The sequence below is a fragment of the Deinococcus apachensis DSM 19763 genome, assembly GCF_000381345.1.
Taxonomy (GTDB): domain Bacteria; phylum Deinococcota; class Deinococci; order Deinococcales; family Deinococcaceae; genus Deinococcus; species Deinococcus apachensis.
Genome location: NZ_KB906406.1, coordinates 38,183 through 59,250 on the forward strand (window position 1 = coordinate 38,183; position 21,068 = coordinate 59,250).

The window sequence follows — 21,068 nt, forward strand, 5'->3', positions numbered from 1 at the left end:
GCCCCCACACGCAGGTTTCGGCTTCCGTGGCACGCCCCAGGCGGCGGCCCGCCACTCCCGTTTCCGCTGGAGGTCATATGCAAGGCAACATGATGGACGTTCCCCTTACCATCCCCTTCATCCTGGAGCGGGCGCGGACGATCTTCGCCGGGCGCGAGATCGTCAGTCTGCTCCCCGCCGGGCGCGACGAGTCGGGGAACCCCATTCCGAAGAAGTACCGCACGACCTACGGCGAGGTGGCCGACCGGGCGCTGCGGCTGGGAGCGGGGCTGCGCTCGCTGGGCCTGAACCCCGGCGACCGGGTGGCGACGCTCGCGGTGAATTCCTTCCGGCACCTGGAGGCGTACCTGGGGGTCCCGAGCGCCGGGCTGGTGCTGCACACGGTCAATATCCGGCTGCACGCCGATCAAATCGCCTGGATTCTGAACCACGCGGAAGACCGCGTCCTAGTAGTGGAAAACATCTTCGCAGGGATGATCCCCGCCCTGCGCGCAGCCTGCCCGAGCCTGGAACGGGTTTTCGTCCTGGGCCCCATGCCGCAGCCGGTCGAGGGGGCGGAGGATTACGACGCCTGGGTGATGAGCCACGAACCCATGCGCTCCTACCCGCCCATCGGCGAGAACGACGCGGCGGCGATGTGCTACACGAGCGGCACGACGGGCAACCCCAAGGGCGTGCTGTACTCCCACCGCTCGACCGTCCTGCACTCGCTCGCCAGCGCGCCCAAGGACACCCTCAACGTCGGGGAGCATGACGTCGTGCTGCCGGTCGTGCCCATGTTCCACGTGAACGCCTGGGGCCTGCCGTACACCTGCGCGATGTACGGGGCCAGCCAGGTCTACGCCGGACCCTTCAGCGATGGGCGCACGCTGGCCCGGCTCATGCAAGACGAGCGGGTGACGATCACGGCGGGCGTCCCGACGATCTGGATGGGCCTGCTCGCCGAACTCGACCGGGCGAGGGCGGAGGGGCAGCCCTACGACCTCTCGCGCCTGGAACGCCTCGTCATCGGGGGTAGCGCGGCGCCCGAGAGCCTGATTCGCGCCTTCGAGGACCGCCACGACCTGAAACTCGCGCACGCCTGGGGCATGACCGAGACGCACCCGCTGGGCACCGCGAGCAGCGTGCCCCCCGGCGTGGACGAGCGCAGCGACGAGGGCTACGCGCTGCGGGCCAAGCAGGGCCGCCCGGTGCCGCTGGTGTTTCTCGACCTCCTCTCGGAAGAGGGCGAGCGGCTGCCCCACGACGGCAAGACGATGGGCCGCCTGATCGCCCGCGGTCCCTGGATCGCCAACAGTTACTTCAGGGGCGAGGGCCAGGGCAACTTCTTCGAGCTGGACGGCGAGCTGTGGTTCGACACGGGCGACATCGCCACGCTGGACGAGCGGGGCTTCATGCACATCCAGGACCGGGCCAAGGACCTGATCAAGTCGGGCGGCGAGTGGATCAGCTCCGTGGACCTGGAAAACGCAATCATGGCCCACCCCGCCGTCGCCCAGTGCGCCGTGATCGCCATGGACGATCCCAAGTGGGACGAGCGGCCCCTGGCGGTCGTGACCCTGAAGCCCGAGGGGCAGGTGACCCACGAGGAGTTGACGGCCTTCCTGGCGCCCAGGTTCGCCAAGTGGTGGCTCCCCGACGCCACGGTAGTCGTCGAGAGCATCCCCATCGGCGCCACCGGCAAGTTCCTGAAGCGCGAGTTGCGCGAGCAGTATCGGGTGTACGGGAACGCGGCGCAGGCGGCGGCGAACAGCGTGGAATAAGGTCAGAGGCTGTCTCTCCGCGCGGGTACACCCCCTGCGTCATTCAGCGGAGGCGGGTCGGGTGGGCGGCGGGCAAGACTGTCCCATGTCGTATCCCAGTGTTCTGGAGGAGGTCCTGCGCGACCTGAGGGCCGAACCGGGCGTCCTCGCCGTCTTCCTGACGGGCAGCCACGCTCGGGGCGAGGCGGACGAGTACAGCGACCTGGACCTCTCGGTTCTCGTCGCCTCGGACGAGTTCGTGCGGAATGACGTGACGTACCGGGGGGGCGTCCTCGTCAGCGTGGAGCGGTCCATGGTGCCCCACCGGGAGCGGGCCTTTACGGAGCCGGAGACGACCCTGTGGAATCTGACCTCCCTGCGCTCGGGGGTGCCGCTCCACGATCCGGACGGTGTGTTCGCAGCACTCCGGGACCGGGCACGGGCGGTGCAGTGGGCAGAGCTGGCGCAGGCAGCTGGCGCCCTGGCGGCGCGGCGCCTTGCGGGCACAGTGGAGGAGCTGCACAAGGTCATGGGCGGCCTGCTGACCCGGGACGACGGGAAGATTGCCCTCGCCCTGGTCGGCCTGAGCTTCGCGCTGGGCGACGCGGCCCTCCTGAGCACCGGCACCCTGATCCCCACCGAGAACCGGTATCTGACGCTGGCCCGGGACGCCTGGGAAGACGCGGTGTGGCGTGGAGCCTACGCGAGCATGGTCGGACTCACCCCTGGGGACCTGTCCGCGCGGGGGAGGGCAGCCTTGACCGCCTACGAACGCGCCGTCGCCCTCACCCGCTGGCCGGATGGCCCGGACAGGGAGTTGGCGCAGGAGGCTGCCCGCCGGGCCTGCGCGTTCCTCCCCGGCTGACCCCGCCCCGTACAATCCCCCTCATGGCCGTTTCGGTGCAGGGGCAGCAGGTCACCTTCTTTCCGCCGGAGGGCGCGGCGGCGCTCGTGGGCGACATGACCGACTGGAAGAAAAAGCCCGCGATTCCCGTTGATGGGGGGCAGCCCCTCACTCTCACGCTGCCGCGCGGCGCCTGGGTGGAGTACGCCTGGCTGGACGCGGCGGGAGAGCCTTTTGCCGACCCCGACAATCCCCAGAGGAGCCTCAATCCCTGGTGGCCCTATCCCCGCGCGGTGGAGGTGGGGAAGTACGTCCGTCACCCCCTCTGGCAGGGGCCGGAGGCAACGCAGAGAGGTACGGCCCACCGCCTGACCTGGGAGGGCAACGTCTTTCCCGGCACCCGCCGCGCCGTCGTCTACACGCCGCACGGCCACGACCCCTCGCGGCCCGCGCCCGTCTACTACGTGCAGGACGGGGTGGCCTTTTACCGCACCGGCAAGCTGGGCGAGGTGATGGACCGGGCGGTGGAGCGGGGACTCGCCTTGGGCGCGGTGCTCGTCTTCGTCGAGCCGGGCGACCGCAGCGCGGAGTATTACCTCAACGGCCGCTACCTGGACTTCCTGCGGGAGGAGGTCTTTCCCCGAGTCGAGGGTGAACACGCCACCGTGGGCGAGCGGGGGCTGTGGGGAGCCTCGCTGGGAGGGCTGATCTCGCTGCACCTGGGCAGCACGCACCCCGACCTCTTCAGCCGGGTGGTGAGCCACTCGGGGGCCTTCATCGCCCGGCCCGGCGCGACCGACGCTGACGGGACCATCGACACGACCACGGCGGGCGAGTGGCTGAGGGAACGGCTGGAGGCAGCGCCGCCCCGGCACCTGCGCGTCAGCCTCGACACGGGCACGCTGGAGTGGCTGACGGCCCCCAACCGGCGGATGGCCGCCGCGCTCGCCGACGGCGGGGTGGAGCACCAGTACCGCGAGTACCCCAGCGGCCACAACTGGGTGACGTGGCGCGAGGCGCTGCCCGAGGCGTTCCTGTACATGCAGGGGGGTTGAGGAAGGCTGGGAACTCACCCGCCTGGCCCCCACCACACGCCACAATCTCCCCCATGCGTGCCGCTCTGCTCACGGCGCTGCTCCTCGGAAGCGGCGCGGAGGCCCTGACCATGACATATCCCAATTCGACAACGGTGATCCACGAGCGCGCGGGCGACTGGGCGGGCGCCGAACTGCGGGGCGTGGAGGTGCGCGGGGACGCCCTGGCCCTCGCACCGGGAGCCGCTTCAGGCACACTGACGGGCAAGGCCCTCAAGGTCGCCGCCTTCGATGAACTCGTGCCGTCGTGGAACGCCGTGACGCCCGGAGCAGGGAGCGTGACGGTGGAGGTCCGCGCGCAGACCCCCTCCGGCTGGAGCCGCTGGTTCTCCTTCGGGACGTGGCAGAGCGGCGAGGGGCGCACCAGCCTGAACGGGCAGCGGGACGGGGCGGGGCAGATGCTGACGGACACGCTGCGCCTGACGGCGAAGGCGACCGCGTATCAGTACCGGGTCACGCTGCGCGGCGCGGGAACGGGCGTGCGCCTGCTCGCCTTCAACACCTCCGACCGCACGCGGCGTACGGAGGGGCTGGGGCAGTCGGGCGACCGTCAGACCTGGGGCCGGATCGTGGACGTGCCGAAACGCTCGCAGATGCTCTACCCGGACGGCGGCGAGGTCTGGTGCAGCCCCACCAGCGTGTCCATGATTCTGGCCGGGCATGGGGTGAACGTGACGGTGCCGCAGGCCGCACGGGGCACCTTCGACCGTGCCTACAACGGTACTGGCAACTGGCCCTTCAACGCCGCCTACGCGGGCTCGCTGGGGATGCGGGCCTTCGTCACCCGGCTCCCCAGCCTGGCGGAGGCCGAGCGGTACACGGCGGCGGGGGTGCCCCTCGCCGTCAGCCTGGGGTGGAAGAAGGGCGAGTTGCCCGGCGCCCCCATCGGCTCCAGCGACGGTCACCTGATGGTCCTGGTGGGCTTCGACGCGGCGGGCAATCCGGTCCTGAATGACCCCGCCGCCCCCACCGACGCGGGCGTGCGCCGCACCTACCCCCGCGCGGCCTTCGAGCGGCTGTGGCTGACGCACAGCGGGGGGCTGAGCTACGTGATCGCGCCGCAGGGGACGAGGTTGCCCTGAACCCGGCTTAGACTCCCCCCATGCCCTTCCCCACCACCTGCCCCACCTGTGGCCGCGAGGTGCCGGTGGAGTTCGCCGACAGCGCGATCCACGACGTGACCTGCCCGCAATGCGGCACGCGCTACGTGGTCTTCGTCCGTAAGCACAAGTTTGAGGTGCTGTTCGACCTGGGCACGCGGGCGCTGATGGACGGCTACGCGCGGGAGGCGGTGGCAAGCTTCGCGGCGGCGCTGGAGCGCTTTTTCGAGTTCTACGTCCGCTCTTTTGCGCTGGAGCGGGCGGCGGGGACGGACGGGGACTTCGGGGGGGCGCTCGCCGCGCTGGAGGGCACCTGGCGCCACGTGGCGAGCCAGTCCGAGCGGCAGGTGGGCATGTTTGCCCTCGCCTACCTGCTGCGCGAGGGCCGCGAGCCCGAATTCCTGACGGCGAAGGCGCTGGGGGCCGACTTTCGCAACCGGGTGATCCACCGCGGGTATCTGCCGCGCCGGGAGGAGGTGGACGCCTACGCGGCGCGGGTCTTCGCCCTGATCGACCGGCTGCTGGGCGAGCTGGGACAGGGGGCCGCCCACGCCGAACTCGCGCAGGAGCAGGCCTTCGCCGCCCACCTGGCGAGCCTGCCCGAAGGGGTGACGGCGGTGTTCGAGGAGCATCCGGGCATGTTCCGCGCCCGCCGGTTCGGGACGGCTGCCCCGCAAAAAAGTGCTGTCAACGTGAGCGCCGCTCCCCCCCTGAACGACGTCCAGGTCTTCGCGCAGGCGCTGGCCGAGCGGGGGCCGGGGCTGAACGTGTTCAAGCGGCGGTAGCTCCGCTGCTGGCCTCCGGCTAGACTGCGACATGGAAGCGGCAGACGCGGCGGGAGGGCGGCGGGAACGGCAGCGGCTGGTGCGGGTGGCGCGCGGTTTGGAGGACGGGGACCTGCTCGTGCGCGGCGCCCGGGTGGTGCAGCCTGCGACGGGCGAAATCTTCGAGGCCGATGTGCTGGTGGCCGGGGGCCAGGTCGCCGCACTCGTGGGAACCGGATCGGGCGCCCGGGCGGCGCGGACGGTGGAGGCGCGGGGGGCATTCCTCGCGCCCGGCTTCATGGACGCGCACGTACATATCGAGTCGAGCCTGCTGACGCCCGCCCGGTTCGCAGCGGCGGTGCTCCCCCACGGCACGACGGCGGTCGTCGCCGAGCCACACGAGGTCGTCAACGTCCTCGGTGTTCGCGGACTGAGCTGGATGCTGGAGGCAGGACGGGGGTCGGGCCTGCGGGTCTTCGCCTCGGTGCCCTCGTGCATACCCGCGAGCGAGTGGGAGCAGGGCGGGGCAGGGTTGGACGCGGGAGAGGTGGGGGAGGCCTTGCGCCTGCCCGGCGTGCTGGGCCTGGCCGAGATGATGAACTACCCGGGGGTGCTGGGTGGCGACCCCGCCGTGTGGGAGGTGCTGGAGGCTGGACGGCGGGGGCGGATGGACGGCCACGCCTCGGGCGTCTCAGGCCGCGATCTGCAAGGGTACGCGGCGGCGGGCCTGCACTCCGACCATGAGGCGACCACCCCGGAGGAGGCCCGCGAGCGGCTGCGCGCCGGGCTGTGGCTGATGGTGCGCGAGGGGTCGGCGGCCCGCAACCTGGAGGCCCTGCTGCCCGTGTTGCGTGAGCGCCCCCGCCGCGCCATGCTCGTCAGCGACGACGTGAGCGTGGACGAGTTGCTGGAACTGGGGCACCTGGACCGGCTGCTGCGTGCATGCGTGGCGGGCGGCCTGCACCCCGCCGAGGCCGTGGCGCTCGTGACCTGCAACCCCGCCGAATACTGGGGCCTGCACGACCTGGGATTAGTAGCGCCCGGCTATCACGCGGACTTCGTCCTCCTGCGCGACCTGGAGGGCTTCGAGGTGCTGGAAACGTTCGTGAGCGGCGTGGAGGCGCGGCGCGGCCAGACGACACCACCGCTTTCGGGGGGAGACGTCCGTCTGGAACCGGGTTGGGACGCCGCCACCTTTGACGTCCCCGCCCACTGGCCCGTCATGGCCGTGCGGCCCGACCAGATCACGACCGGGGTGGGGGCACCGGGAACGGGCGACGCGCGGCTCGTTGTTGCGGACCGTTACGGGCGGGGGGAGGTCGCCGCTTGCTGGACCTCGGGGACCGGGCTCACGGGGGGCGCGCTGGCGATCAGCGTCCTGCATGACGCTCACCACGTCGCGGTGCTGGGGGGCAGTGATGCCGATGTGCGAGTGGCAGGGCGGGCGCTGGAGAACCTGGGCGGCGGCGTGGTCGTCGTGGCGGGGGGAGAGGTGCGCGCCAGCCTGCCCCTCCCCTACGCGGGCCTGATGAGCGACCTGCCGCCGCACGAGGCCGCCGCCCGCCTCGCCGAAGTTACAGCGGCGGCGCGGGCGCTGGGCTGCACCCTCCCCTACCCGGTTACCACCCTGAGTTTCCTGGGCCTGAGCGTGATTCCGGCCCTCAAGCTTACGCCGCGCGGCCTGCTGGACGTAACGGCCTGGCGCCTCCTCCCGCGCGAGCCGGAGCCTCAGCCCGTCGCCGCCGGGACCGGGCCATGAGGGAGGTCAAGGCCGCTTCGGCCTCTTCCCACCGAACCATCTGACCCACCCGGGAGACTGCCCCCATGCTGACCCACCATCAGGCGGTCGTGAACGGCGTGCGGCTCCACTACGTCGCGGCGGGGCCGGAGGACGGACCTCCCGTGATCCTCTTGCACGGCTTTCCGGAGTTCTGGCGAGCGTGGGAGAGACAGATAGAGCCCCTGGCCCGCGCGGGCTTCCGGGTCATCGCCCCCGACCTGCGCGGCTACAACCTCAGCGAGAAGCCGACGGGCATCGATGCCTACCGGGTGGGCGTCTTGCAGGAGGATGTGGCGGCCCTCATCCGCGCGCTGGGGTACGAGCGGGCGCGGGTGGTGGGGCACGACTGGGGCGGCATCATCGCCTGGGCGCTGGCGATCCGGCAGCCGGAGGTCGTGGAGCGCCTGGTCATCCTGAACGCCCCGCACCCGGCCAGAATCCGGCAGGTCGCGCGCAAGCCCGCCCAGTGGCGGCGCTCGTGGTACATCTTCTTCTTCCAGCTTCCCTGGCTGCCCGAGCGCTTTCTGCACCGCTTCGGCCAGTGGGCGCTGCACGGCACGAATCCGCGGGCGTACACCGACGAGGACCGGCGGCTCTACCGCGAGGCCTGGGACCAGCCGGGGGCCGCGACCGGGATGATCAATTACTACCGGGCGCTGCGGCGTTCGGGTGGGGGGCAAGGTGGCCTCCGGGAGGCCACGGTCCGCGCCCCCACCCTGGTCCTCTGGGGCCAGCGCGACGTGGCACTGCTCCCCGAACTCGCCGACGGGCTGGACCGCTGGGTGCCGGACCTGCGGGTCGTCCGCTTCCCCTGGGCGAGCCACTGGATCATGCGCGACGAGCCGGTGAGGGTGAACAACCTGCTGATCGATTTTCTTTCGAATTCGCCTGCCTGAAGGCCGCCCTGTGTCATGCTCGGCCCATGACGCAGAACACGGTCGACATCACGGTCGAGGGGTACGGGGTCGTCACGGCGCGGGAGGGCGAGCGGCTGGTGCTGGCGCTGGAACGGGGCGGCGTGGACATCCTCCACCGCTGCGGCGGCCAGGCCCGCTGCACGACCTGCCGCGTGAGCTTCCAGGAGGGCGAACCGGACCGCATGACGGTCGCCGAATACACCAAGCTGGAGGAAAAGGGCCTGCTGGGCCAGGCGCGGCTCTCCTGCCAGATCGAGTGCGAGGACAGCATGGCCCTGACGCCCCTCCAGACGGTGAAGCTTACCGGCCTGGAACCCGGCAAAGCCCCTGCCGACCATATCGAACCCGAGCCCGAATGGACCACCCGCCCCGGAGCCTCGACCGAGGGGTGAGGTGGGGGAATTGAAGTCCTGCTCCTGCCCCGCGAAACCGCGTGATGCACGAAAGTTGGTCGCCGAAGAGAAAAGCCGTGCGGGTCAGCAAAAAAGGCACCCCCCCTTGAACGCTTGATGCGAATCGCAGATGCGGAAGAGAAGGCTTTTACCGTCCAGCAGAGGGACGAGCGGCGCTCGTCTCCCCCCGCCCGACCTCCCCCGCAAGGGGTGAGGAGGAAAAAGACCACGGCTGGGCCACTGTTCTCCCTATTGCACCTCAAGCGTCCCCTGGGGGGAGGCGGGGAGGGGGTGAACGGGCCGGGCATCAGAGCCCAATGGGTTGCTCAGTCACCCTTCCATAAACTCTAGGGGCGAGCCCCGCAGGTCACCCACTCCCCCGCCCGGCGAACTTCGGTCCGCGCTCCTGGCCTCCCTGGGCGGGGTCCGGAGAACTGTTCCCACTCCCCAGCGGGTCCGTCGTGGCGGGGGTCCAGGTGTCGCAGGCGCAGACCGGGCAGGGGGGCAGAGGGCCTCCGGCGTGCAGCGTATGGCCGCAATTCAGGCAGGCGACCGTGCCCGCGTGAGGCGTGTTCGCCGGAACCTTGCCGGGCGGCTCCAAGTCCCAGGGCGGCACGATGGGCAGGCCCGCCGGGGGGTCTTCCTTATGGCGAAAGACGCTGAGGTTGCCGTCCTGCTCGAAGTACGCGCGCTGCACCTCGCCAAGTTGACGCACACCCCCGGCGCGCAGGCGCTCGAAGAGGTCCTCGCGGCTGAGGCTGGCGCGGTCCAGCGCCCGCAGGGAGATCACACCGTCCCGGACGAGTTCGACCGGCGAGCCCTCGATAAAGGTCTCGACCTGCTCGTTGCGGATCACCAGCACCGCCATCAGCCGCTGAAAGCCCACGACGAGCGCGAGGGCCAGCATGGCGTGCAGCAGCGGCACCTCCGGGTAGAACAGCGGGTCCCCCGCCGCCGACCCCAGCCCAATCACGATGGCGAGTTCCAGGGGGCTGAGCTGTGCCAGGCCGCGCTTGCCGGTGAACCGCAACAGCAGCAGCAGCCACAGGAAGATCACGGCTGTCCGAAAGACGATCTCCAGCAGGAAGAGGGGCGGCACGTCCCCCAGCCACATCCGCGCCCAGTCGAAGGGCACGGTGTCCGCGCCGCTCAAGACCCTTCCCCGGCGGGCGGCGCCTCGGCCCCGGCCAGGCCCAGCCCGGCGAGCACCCGCGCCCGGTCCCAGCCCGTCAGCGCGCTCAGTTGAGCCAGCGTCTCCTCGAACTCGGGCGTGCCCGGCGGGAGGGACCGCAGCCGCCGCCACAGGGCGTTGCGGCGTTCCAGGAAGTCACGGGAGGGCATGGGAGGAGTCTAGAGGTCAGGGCGCCGGGAGGTCGGGCCTTTCCCGGCGTCCCGACTTCCGGCCCCCTCAGCGGTAGCGGGCCACGTCGCGCAGGTGCGCCGGGTAATCGTGGTTCACGTAGATTTTGCCGTTCAACCCGTGCAGGAAGTACAGGGCGTCCCGGCCATCGGGAAGCTCGCGCTTGGGGCTCAGGACGCTCAGCAGCGCCGCCTGGCCGGGGTTGTTGATGGGACCGGCGGGAAGGCCCATGCGGGTGTAGGTGTTGTAGGGCGTGTCCTTGGTGAAGTCCCCGGCAGGGCGGTCGAGGTCGGGCAGGTCCTTGCCCAGGCCGTAGGCCACGGTAGGGTCGCTGCCCAGCGCGATACCGTCGCGCAGGCGGTTGAGGAACACCCCGGCGATGATCGGCATTTCCCCATCGTTCGCCGCCTCCGCCTGCACCATACTGGCGAGGATCACCCAGTCGCGTACGCCGAGTTTCAGGGCCTTCGCCTTCGCCACGTTCTCCGGCGTGAACTCCCGCTCCATGCGCCCCACCATCTCCTGCACGGCTTCTTTCGGCTGCTCGCCCACCCGGAACTCGTAGGTGGCGGGAAAGACGAAGCCCTCCAGGTTCTCCTGCTTGCCCCGCGCGTACTGGCTCAGGCTGGCGTCGTTCAGCGCGGCCCGGACCCCCGCCACGTCGAACCCCGCCTTCCCGAAGATGGGGGGGATGTCCTTGACGCGAAGCCCCTCGGGGACAGTCAGGCTCACGGTGGGGATGCGCGCCGGTCCCGCCAGCTTGTCGGCCACCTGATACACGTTCATGTCGCCGTTCAGGTCGTACAGCCCCTCCTTGAGGCTGCCCGCCGTGCCGTTGCGGTCCATGATAAAACGCAGGGCGCGGGCGTTTTTGACGATGCCTTGCTGCTCCAACTCACGCGCTACGGCGGGCAGGGTGTCCCCCGGCTTGACCTCCAGCGTGTAGGGCTGGCCCCCGGCGGGCAGCGTGAGGCTGCGGAGGTACAGGAAGGCCCCCCCAGCGGCCAGCAGCACCAGCAGCAGGAGCGCGAGGAGGAACCACACCCACCACGGGGGACCCCGCCGACCCAGCCGAGTCACGCCCCCACCTCGCTGGGGCTGAAGCGCTTCAGCCGGGCGCGCAGTTCCGCGTCGGCGGGGGGCCGCGCCCCGAAGCGCGAGACGACCCAGCCGCCCACCTGCACCGCCAGCCGCGCCGAGCGCACCGCGTCCCCGTGGGTCAGCCACCCGGCGAGGAACGCGCCCCCGAAGGCGTCCCCCGCCCCGGTCGCGTCGATCAGGGTGTCAGGGGTGGCGGGGACGTGGGTGCGGGGCTGCCCGGGGCCTTCCAGTAGGGCGCCCTCCTCGTCCATCTTGAGCACGACGAGCGCGTGGGGGTAGCGGTCCCGCAGCCAGTCCAGCGCCCGCCCGTGGTCGGTCTCGCCGCTCATGGCGCGGGCCTCGTCATCGTTGGGAAAGATCACGTCGAAGGGGATGTCGTCCACGACGTGCAGGAAGTTCTCGCGGCCCATCTGCTGGATCATCTGAAAGCTCCCGGGGTCGAGGCTGAGGGTGGCCCCGGCCTCCTTGGCGATCCGCGCCGCCGCCAGTGCCGCCCCCCGCGGCGGGTCGCGGAAGAGGCTCCAGGCCGTCAGGTGCAGGTGCCGCCCGCCCCGCAGCACCTCGCCGGGCAGTTCCCCCGGCAGCAGTTCCCAGTCGGCCCCCTGCCCGGTCAGCATCGCGCGCTGGCCGCGGCGGTCGATCAGGGCGAGGATCACGCCGGTCGGGTGTTCGTCACTCAGGGTGAGTTCGGCGCGCACGCCCTCGGCCCGCAGCTCGGCGGTCGCCAGTTCCCCGAAGCGGTCGCGGCCGATCTTGCCGACGAAGGTGGCGGGATATCCGGCCCGACGCGCCCACACGGCCAGGTTCGCCGCCGAGCCGCCTCCGGACAGTTCCAGCCGCCCGGTCGTGTCGCCCCCCGGCAGCAGCATGGTGTCGGGTTTGGCGAGCACGTCCCAGGCCAGGTCACCCAGCGACACGAGAGGTTTGCGGTCAGTCATGCGTGCCCAGCAGCATACCCTCCCGGCCGAGGCAGGAGGGTGGGACCGGGTGGGGGGAGCACGGCAACGCGGGACCCGGGCCGCTCAGTGCCGGGCGGGGAGGACGACCACCCCGTCCTCGTCCGCATGCACCTGGTCGCCCGGACGAATGGTTGCGCCCGCGAGGGTGAGGGGCACATCCCGCTCGCCTGGCCCGCGCTTCCCACTGCGGCGGGGGTGGGTGGCGAGCGCCCGGATGCCGAGGTCGCAGTCGGCCAGCTCGGCGGTGTCGCGCACGCAACCGTTCACGATGACACCTGCCCAGCCGCTCCGCACCGCGATCTGGGCGAGTATCCCGCCCACCAGCGCGCAGTTTAGGCTGCCGCCGTTGTCCACGACCAGCACGCGGCCCCCTCCGGGCTCCTCCAGCATGGCGCGGACCAGAGCATTGTCATCCTGAACGCGCACGGTCGCGGCGGGACCATGAAAGCGCGGGCGACCCCCGTAGCCACGGAAGATCGGCGCCAGGACAGCGGCGTCGGGGTGCGCGTCACTGAGGTCGGCGGTAGCCGTGAAGGCTGGGCCAGATGGGGAAACTTCACTCATGGTCTCTCCTGGAGTTGGGGGAACAGGCTGACGCTCCCATTGAACTCTTCAGGAGCACGCCATTTGATTACTCTTCTGGGGACAACAGACGTTCGGGGTGAAGGTTGCGGGGCGCTGCCACATGCGTCTGTGCGTCATGGATGCGCCCCACATGCCCGCTCAAGAAGCCGCCGCCGTACCCCCGCCGCCACGCCATCAATTCCGCGAGGATGGACAGGGCGACCTCCTCCGGGGCCTCGGCGCCGAGACGGAGGCCAATGGGGGAGCGCAGCCGGGCGAGCTGCTCCGGGGTGAAGGTGACCCCCTCCGCCTCCAGGGCATGCAGCAGGTCCTCGGCGCGGGAGCGGGGACCCAGGACGCCCACGTACTCGGCTCCGGAACGCAGGGCGTGGGCCAGACACACCCGGTCCCGGTCGAGATGGTGGTTCATCACGATCAGGTGGGCGCGTCCGCCCGGCGTGAAGCGGTCCAGCTCCTCGGGGGAGAGGAGGTGCAGCGTAGCCCCCGGAAAGCGCCCGGGCGTCAGGTAGGCGGGGCGTGGGTCAATCACGTGGAGGTCGTACCCCAGGGCGTGCGCCTGCGCGGCCAGCGGCACGGCGTCGTGGCCCGCCCCGTAGATGACGAGCCTCGGCGGGGGCACGTTCACGTCGATAAAGACGGGTGTGCCGTCCGGGGCCGCCAGTGTCACGGCGCGCGGTTCCCTCATCCTCAGGCGGGTCCGGGCTGCCTCCACCGCGAAGGTGTACAGAGGCTCCTCCGGCAGACAGCCGACAACCTCCCCACTCGGCAGGACGAGCACCCGGCCTTCCCCGTTCAGGGGCACGGCGAGCGCCACCGCCCGACCCTCCCCCAACGCGGCGAGCCATCCGGCAGTCACCGGGTCCCCCGGATCCACCCGCTCCACCCGCACGTCCACGCTCCCCCCGCAGCCGATTCCCAGGCCCCAGGTCGCGTCCTCCGACAGGTCGTAGTGGGCGAGGGCAGGAATGCCGCTGCGGATGACCTCCAGCGCGACCTCCACCACCTCGGCCTCCAGGCAGCCGCCCGAGAGCATGCAGACCTGGGCGCCGTCGTCGAGGACCAGCATGCGGGTGCCCTCGCGGCGGTAGGCGCTGCCCCGCACGCCCACGACAGTGGCGAGGGCCGCCCCCTGACCGCGCGTCAGGGCGGTCGTCAGCGCCATCAGCAGGGCGCGCGTCTCGGCAGCGTTCACGTTGCCCCGAGTCTGCCGCCTGCGGGGGCAGGAGGACAAGACCCGCCCCGGCGGGAGGGACTTGACAGCCGAGCCAAAAAGCTCACAATACGGATGTAACCGGTTACAAGAAACGGAGGGGTGAGGACGGTCTCAAGACCCTTTCTCGCTGTGGCTCTCCTGCAACCGGTTACAGAGGCGGGTGATGACTCCGGCGATGAACACTGAAGCCATGATTAGGCCCACCATCGATGACATCGCCCGGGCCTCGGGGGTGAGCAAGGGGACGGTCAGCCGCGTGATCAACGGGCACGCCAACGTCGCCGCGCTCACCCGCGAGCGGGTGCAGGAGGTGATGAGCCGCCTGGGCTACGCGCCCGACCCCGCTGCCCAGCACCTGAGCTGGCGCACGGGGCATACGCTGGGCCTGTCTCTCGCCTCCGACGACCCCCTGCTCAGCCCGTACCACGTGCTGTTCCGGGAGGCTGTGGAACGCCACACCGCGCCCCTGGGCGTGCAGCCCGTCTTCCTGCGGGGGGACCTGCGCGAGGTGCGGCGGCTCCCCAGCGCCGTGCTCGTGCTGCACGCCGTCGAGGATGACCCCCGGTTGAACTTCCTGCGCGAGCGCCACGTCCCCGCCGTCCTGATCGGCCACCAGCCCGGCTTCTGCTGGGTCGCCCCGGACGACGAGGGTGGCGCGCACCTCGCCACGAGTGAACTGCTGCAGGCGGGGCACCGCCGCCTCGCCTACCTGGGGCGGGGTCCCAGCCAGGTGGCGCGCGACCGCGAGCGGGGGTTCCTGCGCGCGGCCCACACCGCTGGGGCGGAGGTCACGGTCCTGGAGGCCGATTTCACCGTGCTGTCCGGCTACCGGGCGGTGCGGCGCGCCTGGGAGAGCGGCGTGCGCTTCACCGGCTGCTTCGCCCAGAGTGACGAAAGCGCGGTCGGTGCCGTCGCCGCGCTGGAGGACCTGGGCCTGCGGGTGCCGAGGGACGTGTCGGTCGTGGGCTTCGACGGCCTGCCCGAGCTGCCCCTCCCGCTGCGCCTCACCACCGTCGCGCAGGACATCCCGCGGCTCGTCCGCACCGCGCTCGACCTGATGCAGGAGGCCATGTCGGGGCAGCCGCCCCGTGGCGAATTCGTACCCGTCCACCTCGTTCCCGGCGCGACCGTCTCCAGCGCGAGCGGCGCGTCCTCCCCCGGAGGGATGCCATGAAGAAAGTTCTGACGCTCAGCCTCGGTCTTGCCCTGCTCGCCGCCAGCGCGTCCGCCCAGACCGCCAGCAAGACGATCAAGATCAACGGGTACGGCGGTACCGACCAGACGCTGGTGAATGACCTGATCAACCGCTTCGTCAAGCCGCAGATGGCGAAGGACGGCGTCACCGTCGTGTACCAGCCCCTCCAGGGCGACTACAACAAGGCTCTGACCACCCTGCTCGCGGCGAACACGGCGGGCGACGTGATGTACCTCCCGGCGGAGACGGTCGACGGCTTCGTCGCCACCGGGAAGATCTTGCCGCTGAACGGCCTGGTGACCCCCACCCCCTTCATCAAGAGCCTGAACACCGCTTTCACGCGGAATGGCAAGCTCTACGCCATCGCCAAGGACTTCAACACCCTGACGGTCGTGTACAACAAGGACCTGTTCGACGAGGCGGGGGTGGCGTACCCCAACAACAACGACACGTGGACCAGCCTGGCGACCAAGCTGCGCCAGGTCAAGCAGAAGCTGGGCAGCGACTACTACGGCACGTGCCTCCAGCCCAACTTTGACCGCTTCGGGGCCTTTGCCTACGCCACCGGCTGGCAGCAGTTCGGCGCGAACGGCAAGACCAACCTGGCCGACCCGCGGTTCGCGGAGGCCTTCAACTGGTACACCGGGCTGGCGAAGGACAAGGTGGGTGTGCAGCCCAGCGAACTCTCGGCGGGCTGGAACGGCGACTGCCTGAAGAGCGGCAAGGTCGCGGTCGCCATCGAGGGTGGCTGGATCGTGAACTTCCTGCGCGACAACGCCCCCAACCTGAAGTTCGGCACTGCCCTGCTGCCCAAGAACAACAAGACCGGCCAGCGCGGCAACTTCCTGTACACCGTGGGCTGGGCGATCAACTCCGGGACCAAGAACAAGGCCGCGGCCGCCAAGGTGCTGAACATCCTGACGAGCCCGCAGGTGCAGGAGTACGTGCTCCAGCAGGGCCTCGCCATCCCCAGCCGCTCCTCGCTGACGAACAGCGCCTACTTCAAGAAGGCGGATCCCGGCGCCCAGAACGCCAAGCTGGTCTTCCAGGGGGCCGACGACGGCTATGTTCGCGCCTTTACCTTCGGACCCAAGGGGCCGGACTGGGCCAAGCCCATCAACGAGGCGCTGGCCTCCGTGCTGAGCGGGCAGAAGAGCGCCGCCGACGCGCTGAAGAAGGCGCAGGCGGACATGACCACCTTCCAGAGCCGTTAAGGGCGCTGCGGGGGCCCGGGCCGGATGCCCAGGCCCCCGTCTTCACCGGGAGGGTTCCATGTTCCGAAGAGGTCAGTCCACCACGACCGCCTACCTGTTCCTCGCGCCGTTCCTGATCTCCACGGCCATCTTTTTCTTCTATGCCTTCGCGCGGGCGATCTACTACTCGTTCACGGACTTCAACCTGTTCAACAGCCCGAAGTTGATCGGGCTCCAGCCCTACACCCAGGTCGTCGCGGACCCGTCGTTCCAGCGGGCGCTGACGAACAGCCTGATCTTTGCCGTCGTCACCACCACCCTCCAGACCATCTTCGCCCTGCTGATGGCCGTCGCGCTGAACAACAAGCTGCGCGGGATGGCCTTTTTCCGCTCGGCGTGGTACATGCCCTCGATCACGAGCTCCGTGGTGATCACCCTGATCTTCCTGTGGCTCTTCCAGCGGCGGGGGATCGCTAACTACCTGATCACCCAGTGGCAGACGTACCAGCCGCTGATCCTGACCTTCCTGATCGGGCTGGTGGTCGCGCAGGTCATCCAGGTGCTGCTGGAACGCCGCAGCGGGCTGCCCGCGCGCTGGACAGACCCGGCGCTGGCGGCGGTGAGCGCCCTGGCCTCCCTCGTGGTCACGGCGGGGCTGGTCTGGTCCGGGGTAGCCGGGCCGCGCGAGGTGGCGCCCTTCGACTACCAGTACTTCGCCGACAAGTGGATCAGCGTGGGCGGGGTGCAGATCCTCAGTATCCCCCTCCTCGTCGTCATCATCCAGAACACCTTCACGACCGTGCCCACGCTGATGCTGTTCTTCCTGGCCGGGCTTCAGAATATCCCCGGCGCCCTGTACGAGGCCGCCGACATCGACGGGGCCACGCCCTTTCAGAAGCTGATGAACGTCACGGTGCCGAACCTGCGCCCCGTGACCTTTTACGTCATCACGGTGGGCCTGATCGGCACCATGCAGATGTTCGACCAGGTGGCCGTCATCGGCTCGGCGGCGCCGCAGGACACCCTGATCACCCTGGCGTTCTACGTCTACACCAACACCTTCAAGGCCGGGGCCGCGCCGGTCAACCTTGCAGCGGCGGCGGCGATCATCCTGGCGCTCATCATCCTGCTGATGGTCTTTATCCAGCGCCGCTTCTTCCCCTCGGAGGCGCGCTGATGCGCCCGGGGCTGCCGGAAAACAGGAGGGCCCCATGACCGTTTTGCAGGCCCCCAACGCGCCGACTCCGGTCGTCCGCGCCGACGACCGCTGGCTGGCCCGCCGCCGCTGGGCCCGGGCAGGCTGGCTCTACGCCTTCATGCTCGTGATGAGCCTCTTTTTCCTGGGGCCGTTCCTGATGGGCCTGCTCAGCTCCATGAAGGACGACCCCAACGAGTACCCGCCCCGGCTGGCGATCCCGCAGCTCACGCCCCAGTACCTGAACCGCGCCTATAACCTGGGCGTGCAGGGCGGGGGCGGGGGCTGGAACGGGGGGTTGTACCCCGGCCACACCGTGAACTTCGACGTGTCGGTGCGCTCGCCGCAGGGCGCCCCGCAGGACCCGCCATCGGCCGCCCTCTTCCCGTACCAGCCCGTCAGCCTGGTGAGTATCGCCCGCTACGCGCAGGCCAGGGACTTCGCGCAGGTGCAACTCACCCCAACCGGCGGCGTGGGTGACGTGCGCTCCTACCGGGTCACGGTGCGGTATCCGGCGCTGACCCGGCAGACCGGGCGCACCGTCACCGGGCAGCTCACCGCCCCCACCGACACGCTGAGCGCCAAGCTGGGCAACGGGCAGGTCGTGCCCATCACCCTCGACACGCCCGAGGCCCAGGCGGTGCAGTACACCCTGGTGCAGTACCAGCCGGTGGAACTCGTCGAGAACGGGGGCCGCTACTACCTGCGCGGGCCGATCTTCGAGCGCACGCCCCTTCAGGTCGACGTGCAGCGCGGGCAGAGCCTGGAGAGCAGCACCCTGCCTCCTTCCGACCGCCAGAACTTCGGGCGCTCGCTGGCCTACCGCAACGTCACGCCGGGCATCCTGGGCTACACCTTCAACAACTACCGCCGCGCCTTCAACGAGACGACCAACCCGGCGACCGGGAACAGCCTGTTCTTCACCTGGGTGCTGAACTCGTTCCTGTACGCCTTCCTGCGGGTGGTCGCCGCCGTGGTGTTCTGCTCGCTCGCGGGGTACGCCCTGGCCCGGCTGGACTTCCCCGGCAAGAACCTGGTCTTTTTCGGGGCGGTGCTGTTCGCCCAGATGGTGCCCAGCCAGGTCAACCTCATCAGCAACTACGTGCTGCTCAAGGACCTGAACCTGCTCAACATCTGGGGCCTGTGGTTCAACGGCCTGGTGGCGGCGGGCGGCGTGTTCCTGATGAAGCAGTTCTTCGAGGGAATGCCGCGTGAGCTGGAGGAATCGGCCTCCATAGACGGCGCGGGACCCTTCACGACCTTCTGGCGGGTGATGCTGCCGCAGGCGGGTCCGGCCCTGATCGCGCTGGCGATCACCCAGTTCCAGGGGGCGTGGAACGACTTCTTCTGGCCGCTGGTGATCCTGCGTGACAACACCAACTTCACCCTGACGGTCGGGCTGTCGAACTTCCGCGAGCTGTACGGCGGGCAGGGCGACTACGGCCTGATCCTGGCGGGCGCGGTTCTCAGCGCCATCCCGGTCATCATCGTGTTCGTGATCTTCCAGCGCTACTTCGTGGATACCGGGGCCGACAGTGCGGTCAAGGGGTAACCTTCTGCTTTCCGTCCTCCCCTCCCCCACGCCAGAAAGACCCCCATGCTGAGTACCCGCACCGTTCTGAAGGAAAATGACCTCTACCTCGTCGGCAACCGCCACTACCAGGCGGTGGGGGAGGAGGGCGGCCTCTATCGCCGCGACACCCGCTTCCTCTCCCGCTACGCCTGGCGGCTGGACGGCCAGCCCCCGCAGCACCTCGTCCTGCACGAACGCTGGCCCTTCTGGCTGCACGAGCAGGCGGCGAACGCGAATGTCGGCTACACCATGCGGGTGGGAATCGCCCGCAACCTGACCGTGACGGCGACCGAGGTGCGCGACACGCTGCGGGTCACCCTCTACCAGCCCGGCACCCACCGCCTGACGCTGGAGCTGAACGCTGACTTCCTCGATATGTTCGAGGTGCGGGGCTGGCCCGGGGGGCTCGGCCCGCGCAAGGTGGAGACCCGCGAGGTGCCCGGCGGGGTGGAGTTCAGCTACGTCGCTCAGGACGGCCTGCGCTGCCGGACACTCGTGCGGGCGAGCCCGGCGCCCACCTGGGACGGTTCGGCGCTGGCCTGGGAGATCACGGGGAACACCGACATTCAGGTCAGCGTCTTCCCGCTTCAGGGGGACGAGGAGCCCACGCCCGGCGACCCCGACGCCCTCGCGCGGGAGTACGCGGGGTTGCACGCGAACCTCACCCTGCCCGATCCCCTGGACCAGCGGGTGCTGGAGCGGAGCGTGCAGGACCTCCGCAGCCTGAGCTTTCACACCGAGTTCGGCCCCTTCCCGGCGGCGGGCCTCCCGTGGTTCGTGGCCCCCTTCGGGCGCGACAGCCTGATCATCGCCCTGCTGGTGAGGGAGCAGCGGCCCGACCTCGCCGTGACCGTCGCCCGCTACCTCGCGGCGCACCAGGGCACGAAGTACGACCCCGTCACGCTGGAGCAGCCCGGCAAAATTCTGCACGAGGAGCGGGTGGGCGAACTCACCCGCCTGGGCCAGACCCCCCACCGCCCGTACTACGCGACCGCCGACGCCACCCCCCTCTTCGTGTGGCTGGTGGGCGAGATCAGCCGCGAGAACCCCGACCTGGCCCGTGAGCTCCGCCCGCACTGGGAAGCGGCGCTCGGCTGGCTCCTGACGGACGGCGATCCCGACGGGGACGGCCTGATCGAGTACACGCCCGACCCCGGCGGTATCACGAACGCCGTGTGGAAGGACAGCGGCGACTCCACCTTCACCGAGGACGGGGTGGACGTGAGCGGCCACGTCGCCGTGATCGAGGTGCAGGGCTACGCCTACGCCGCCTACCTCGCCGCCGCGCGGATGTACCGCCAGATCGGTGAGCCGGAGCGCGCCCCCGAGTGGGAGGACCGGGCCGAGCGGCTGCGCGAGATCTTCCAGCGCGCCTTCTGGTGGCCCGAGCGCGGCTACTACGTCCACGGGCTGAACGGGGACAAACGGCCCCTGCGCGTCCTGGTGAGCAACCCGGCGCACACCCTCTGGACCGGCATCATCCCGCCCGAGTTCGCCCCGCAGGTCACGGCGACCGCATTGGGCGACGAGTTGTGGAGCGGCTGGGGCATCCGCACGCTGGGGGTGAACGAGCCCCGTTACAACCCGGTCTCGTACCACAACGGCAGCGTCTGGCCGCACGACACGGCGGTCGCGGCCCTGGGCATGGCCCGCTACGGCCTACACGCCGAGGCGGGACAGGTCGCCCGGGCACTGTTCGACGTGGCGCGCTGGGCACCGGACAGCCGCCTGAGCGAACTGCTGGCAGGTTTCCCCCGCGAGGACGGCCCCCCCGTCCCCTATCCCGCCGCCTGCCATCCCCAGGGCTGGGACGCGGCGATCCCGTTCGCGCTGGCGCACCTGCTGCCTGGGAGAAACCCGCCCCAGTCGGTGGAAGAAGTCCCCGGCTCCCGGCGGGAGGAGACACCGGCTTAGCGCCCTGTCCACAAGCAGACTGTCACCCTGAACAAAGCATCCCCCCGGCACGCGGGGGGACCCTTCACTTCGTTCAGGGTGACACGTCTTTGTTCGTCCACTGCCTGAGCCTGCCCTGGCCGCCCAACGGCATTGACCCCGGCCTCA

The 21,068-nt window shown here is 70.3% G+C and carries 19 protein-coding genes; 13 read left to right on the forward strand and 6 right to left on the reverse strand.

What is annotated here, in order from left to right; translation table 11 throughout:
- Positions 1 to 77: 77 nt before the first annotated feature.
- The 8 genes from F784_RS0113600 to F784_RS0113635 all read left to right on the forward strand — a co-directional run bounded on the left by F784_RS0113600 (position 78) and on the right by F784_RS0113635 (position 8,633).
- Complete coding sequence (locus F784_RS0113600; protein WP_019587277.1) at positions 78 to 1,763, forward strand: long-chain fatty acid--CoA ligase; 1,686 nt, start codon at positions 78 to 80, stop codon at positions 1,761 to 1,763.
- Positions 1,764 to 1,848: 85 nt separating this feature from the next.
- A complete protein-coding gene (locus tag F784_RS0113605; protein WP_019587278.1) occupies positions 1,849 to 2,607 on the forward strand; it encodes a nucleotidyltransferase domain-containing protein in 759 nt (252 codons plus the stop codon).
- A gap of 23 nt (positions 2,608 to 2,630) precedes the next feature.
- Positions 2,631 to 3,641: an alpha/beta hydrolase gene (locus F784_RS0113610; RefSeq protein ID WP_019587279.1), complete on the forward strand. Its 1,011-nt coding sequence runs from the start codon at positions 2,631 to 2,633 to the stop codon at positions 3,639 to 3,641.
- Positions 3,642 to 3,694: 53 nt separating this feature from the next.
- The gene (locus F784_RS0113615; RefSeq protein ID WP_019587280.1) at positions 3,695 to 4,762 is read left to right on the forward strand and encodes a peptidase C39 family protein; all 1,068 of its coding nucleotides are present in this window, start codon (positions 3,695 to 3,697) and stop codon (positions 4,760 to 4,762) included.
- Between the two features lie 20 nt (positions 4,763 to 4,782).
- Positions 4,783 to 5,565, forward strand: a complete 783-nt coding sequence (locus F784_RS0113620; RefSeq protein WP_019587281.1) for a TFIIB-type zinc ribbon-containing protein — start codon at positions 4,783 to 4,785, stop codon at positions 5,563 to 5,565.
- Between the two features lie 31 nt (positions 5,566 to 5,596).
- Entirely contained in the window at positions 5,597 to 7,303 is a 1,707-nt protein-coding gene (locus F784_RS0113625) for an adenine deaminase (protein ID WP_019587282.1), read from the forward strand.
- A gap of 65 nt (positions 7,304 to 7,368) precedes the next feature.
- Complete coding sequence (locus F784_RS0113630; RefSeq protein WP_019587283.1) at positions 7,369 to 8,220, forward strand: alpha/beta fold hydrolase; 852 nt, start codon at positions 7,369 to 7,371, stop codon at positions 8,218 to 8,220.
- A 26-nt stretch (positions 8,221 to 8,246) separates the two neighbouring features.
- Positions 8,247 to 8,633, forward strand: a complete 387-nt coding sequence (locus F784_RS0113635) for a 2Fe-2S iron-sulfur cluster-binding protein (RefSeq protein ID WP_019587284.1) — start codon at positions 8,247 to 8,249, stop codon at positions 8,631 to 8,633.
- A gap of 367 nt (positions 8,634 to 9,000) precedes the next feature.
- On the opposite strand, the gene F784_RS0113640 is transcribed toward F784_RS0113635, so the two are convergent.
- The 6 genes from F784_RS0113640 to F784_RS0113665 form a co-directional block, all read right to left on the reverse strand.
- Positions 9,001 to 9,786 carry a DUF421 domain-containing protein gene (locus F784_RS0113640; protein WP_019587285.1) on the reverse strand — a complete coding sequence of 262 codons (786 nt, stop codon included), beginning with the start codon at positions 9,784 to 9,786 and terminating at the stop codon, positions 9,001 to 9,003.
- The gene (locus tag F784_RS0113645; RefSeq protein ID WP_019587286.1) at positions 9,783 to 9,974 is read right to left on the reverse strand and encodes a hypothetical protein; all 192 of its coding nucleotides are present in this window, start codon (positions 9,972 to 9,974) and stop codon (positions 9,783 to 9,785) included. Before F784_RS0113645 ends, F784_RS0113640 begins: the two co-directional genes overlap by 4 nt.
- Before the next feature lie 67 nt (positions 9,975 to 10,041).
- Positions 10,042 to 11,073 (reverse strand): endolytic transglycosylase MltG, encoded by a 1,032-nt coding sequence (gene mltG / locus F784_RS0113650; RefSeq protein WP_026332473.1) that lies wholly within the window; start codon positions 11,071 to 11,073, stop codon positions 10,042 to 10,044.
- The gene (locus F784_RS0113655; protein ID WP_019587288.1) at positions 11,070 to 12,032 is read right to left on the reverse strand and encodes a carbohydrate kinase family protein; all 963 of its coding nucleotides are present in this window, start codon (positions 12,030 to 12,032) and stop codon (positions 11,070 to 11,072) included. The genes mltG and F784_RS0113655 overlap by 4 nt, the downstream gene beginning before the upstream one ends.
- 84 nt (positions 12,033 to 12,116) lie before the next feature.
- Positions 12,117 to 12,617 carry a ribonuclease E activity regulator RraA gene (gene rraA, locus F784_RS0113660; protein WP_019587289.1) on the reverse strand — a complete coding sequence of 167 codons (501 nt, stop codon included), beginning with the start codon at positions 12,615 to 12,617 and terminating at the stop codon, positions 12,117 to 12,119.
- Between the two features lie 67 nt (positions 12,618 to 12,684).
- A complete protein-coding gene (locus F784_RS0113665) occupies positions 12,685 to 13,830 on the reverse strand; it encodes an XdhC family protein (RefSeq protein WP_019587290.1) in 1,146 nt (381 codons plus the stop codon).
- A gap of 211 nt (positions 13,831 to 14,041) precedes the next feature.
- Here F784_RS0113665 and F784_RS0113670 point away from each other — a divergent pair, with 211 nt between their 5' ends.
- Genes F784_RS0113670 through F784_RS0113690 form a run of 5 tightly spaced genes read left to right on the forward strand, consistent with a single transcriptional unit; the run spans position 14,042 to position 20,921 of the window.
- Complete coding sequence (locus tag F784_RS0113670) at positions 14,042 to 15,025, forward strand: LacI family DNA-binding transcriptional regulator (RefSeq protein ID WP_157465257.1); 984 nt, start codon at positions 14,042 to 14,044, stop codon at positions 15,023 to 15,025.
- Positions 15,022 to 16,260, forward strand: coding sequence for an ABC transporter substrate-binding protein (locus tag F784_RS0113675; protein ID WP_019587292.1), 1,239 nt, complete (start codon positions 15,022 to 15,024; stop codon positions 16,258 to 16,260). The genes F784_RS0113670 and F784_RS0113675 overlap by 4 nt, the downstream gene beginning before the upstream one ends.
- A gap of 58 nt (positions 16,261 to 16,318) precedes the next feature.
- A complete protein-coding gene (locus tag F784_RS0113680; RefSeq protein ID WP_019587293.1) occupies positions 16,319 to 17,416 on the forward strand; it encodes a carbohydrate ABC transporter permease in 1,098 nt (365 codons plus the stop codon).
- Between the two features lie 34 nt (positions 17,417 to 17,450).
- The gene (locus F784_RS0113685; protein ID WP_019587294.1) at positions 17,451 to 18,986 is read left to right on the forward strand and encodes a carbohydrate ABC transporter permease; all 1,536 of its coding nucleotides are present in this window, start codon (positions 17,451 to 17,453) and stop codon (positions 18,984 to 18,986) included.
- 45 nt (positions 18,987 to 19,031) lie between these two features.
- Complete coding sequence (locus tag F784_RS0113690; protein WP_019587295.1) at positions 19,032 to 20,921, forward strand: glycogen debranching N-terminal domain-containing protein; 1,890 nt, start codon at positions 19,032 to 19,034, stop codon at positions 20,919 to 20,921.
- Positions 20,922 to 21,068: the final 147 nt, after the last annotated feature.

Bases quoted from the DNA above. Each gene is read 5' to 3' on its own strand.
- F784_RS0113610 (WP_019587279.1), top strand. From the start codon at position 2,631: ATGGCCGTTTCGGTGCAGGGGCAGCAGGTCACCTTCTTTCCGCCGGAG.
- F784_RS0113675 (WP_019587292.1), top strand. From the start codon at position 15,022: ATGAAGAAAGTTCTGACGCTCAGCCTCGGTCTTGCCCTGCTCGCCGCC.
- F784_RS0113690 (WP_019587295.1), top strand. From the start codon at position 19,032: ATGCTGAGTACCCGCACCGTTCTGAAGGAAAATGACCTCTACCTCGTC.
- F784_RS0113600 (WP_019587277.1), top strand. From the start codon at position 78: ATGCAAGGCAACATGATGGACGTTCCCCTTACCATCCCCTTCATCCTG.
- F784_RS0113645 (WP_019587286.1), bottom strand. From the start codon at position 9,974: ATGCCCTCCCGTGACTTCCTGGAACGCCGCAACGCCCTGTGGCGGCGG.
- F784_RS0113605 (WP_019587278.1), top strand. From the start codon at position 1,849: ATGTCGTATCCCAGTGTTCTGGAGGAGGTCCTGCGCGACCTGAGGGCC.
- F784_RS0113630 (WP_019587283.1), top strand. From the start codon at position 7,369: ATGCTGACCCACCATCAGGCGGTCGTGAACGGCGTGCGGCTCCACTAC.
- F784_RS0113635 (WP_019587284.1), top strand. From the start codon at position 8,247: ATGACGCAGAACACGGTCGACATCACGGTCGAGGGGTACGGGGTCGTC.
- F784_RS0113620 (WP_019587281.1), top strand. From the start codon at position 4,783: ATGCCCTTCCCCACCACCTGCCCCACCTGTGGCCGCGAGGTGCCGGTG.
- F784_RS0113685 (WP_019587294.1), top strand. From the start codon at position 17,451: ATGACCGTTTTGCAGGCCCCCAACGCGCCGACTCCGGTCGTCCGCGCC.
- F784_RS0113655 (WP_019587288.1), bottom strand. From the start codon at position 12,032: ATGACTGACCGCAAACCTCTCGTGTCGCTGGGTGACCTGGCCTGGGAC.
- F784_RS0113625 (WP_019587282.1), top strand. From the start codon at position 5,597: ATGGAAGCGGCAGACGCGGCGGGAGGGCGGCGGGAACGGCAGCGGCTG.
- F784_RS0113680 (WP_019587293.1), top strand. From the start codon at position 16,319: ATGTTCCGAAGAGGTCAGTCCACCACGACCGCCTACCTGTTCCTCGCG.
- F784_RS0113615 (WP_019587280.1), top strand. From the start codon at position 3,695: ATGCGTGCCGCTCTGCTCACGGCGCTGCTCCTCGGAAGCGGCGCGGAG.
- F784_RS0113670 (WP_157465257.1), top strand. From the start codon at position 14,042: ATGATTAGGCCCACCATCGATGACATCGCCCGGGCCTCGGGGGTGAGC.
- rraA (WP_019587289.1), bottom strand. From the start codon at position 12,617: ATGAGTGAAGTTTCCCCATCTGGCCCAGCCTTCACGGCTACCGCCGAC.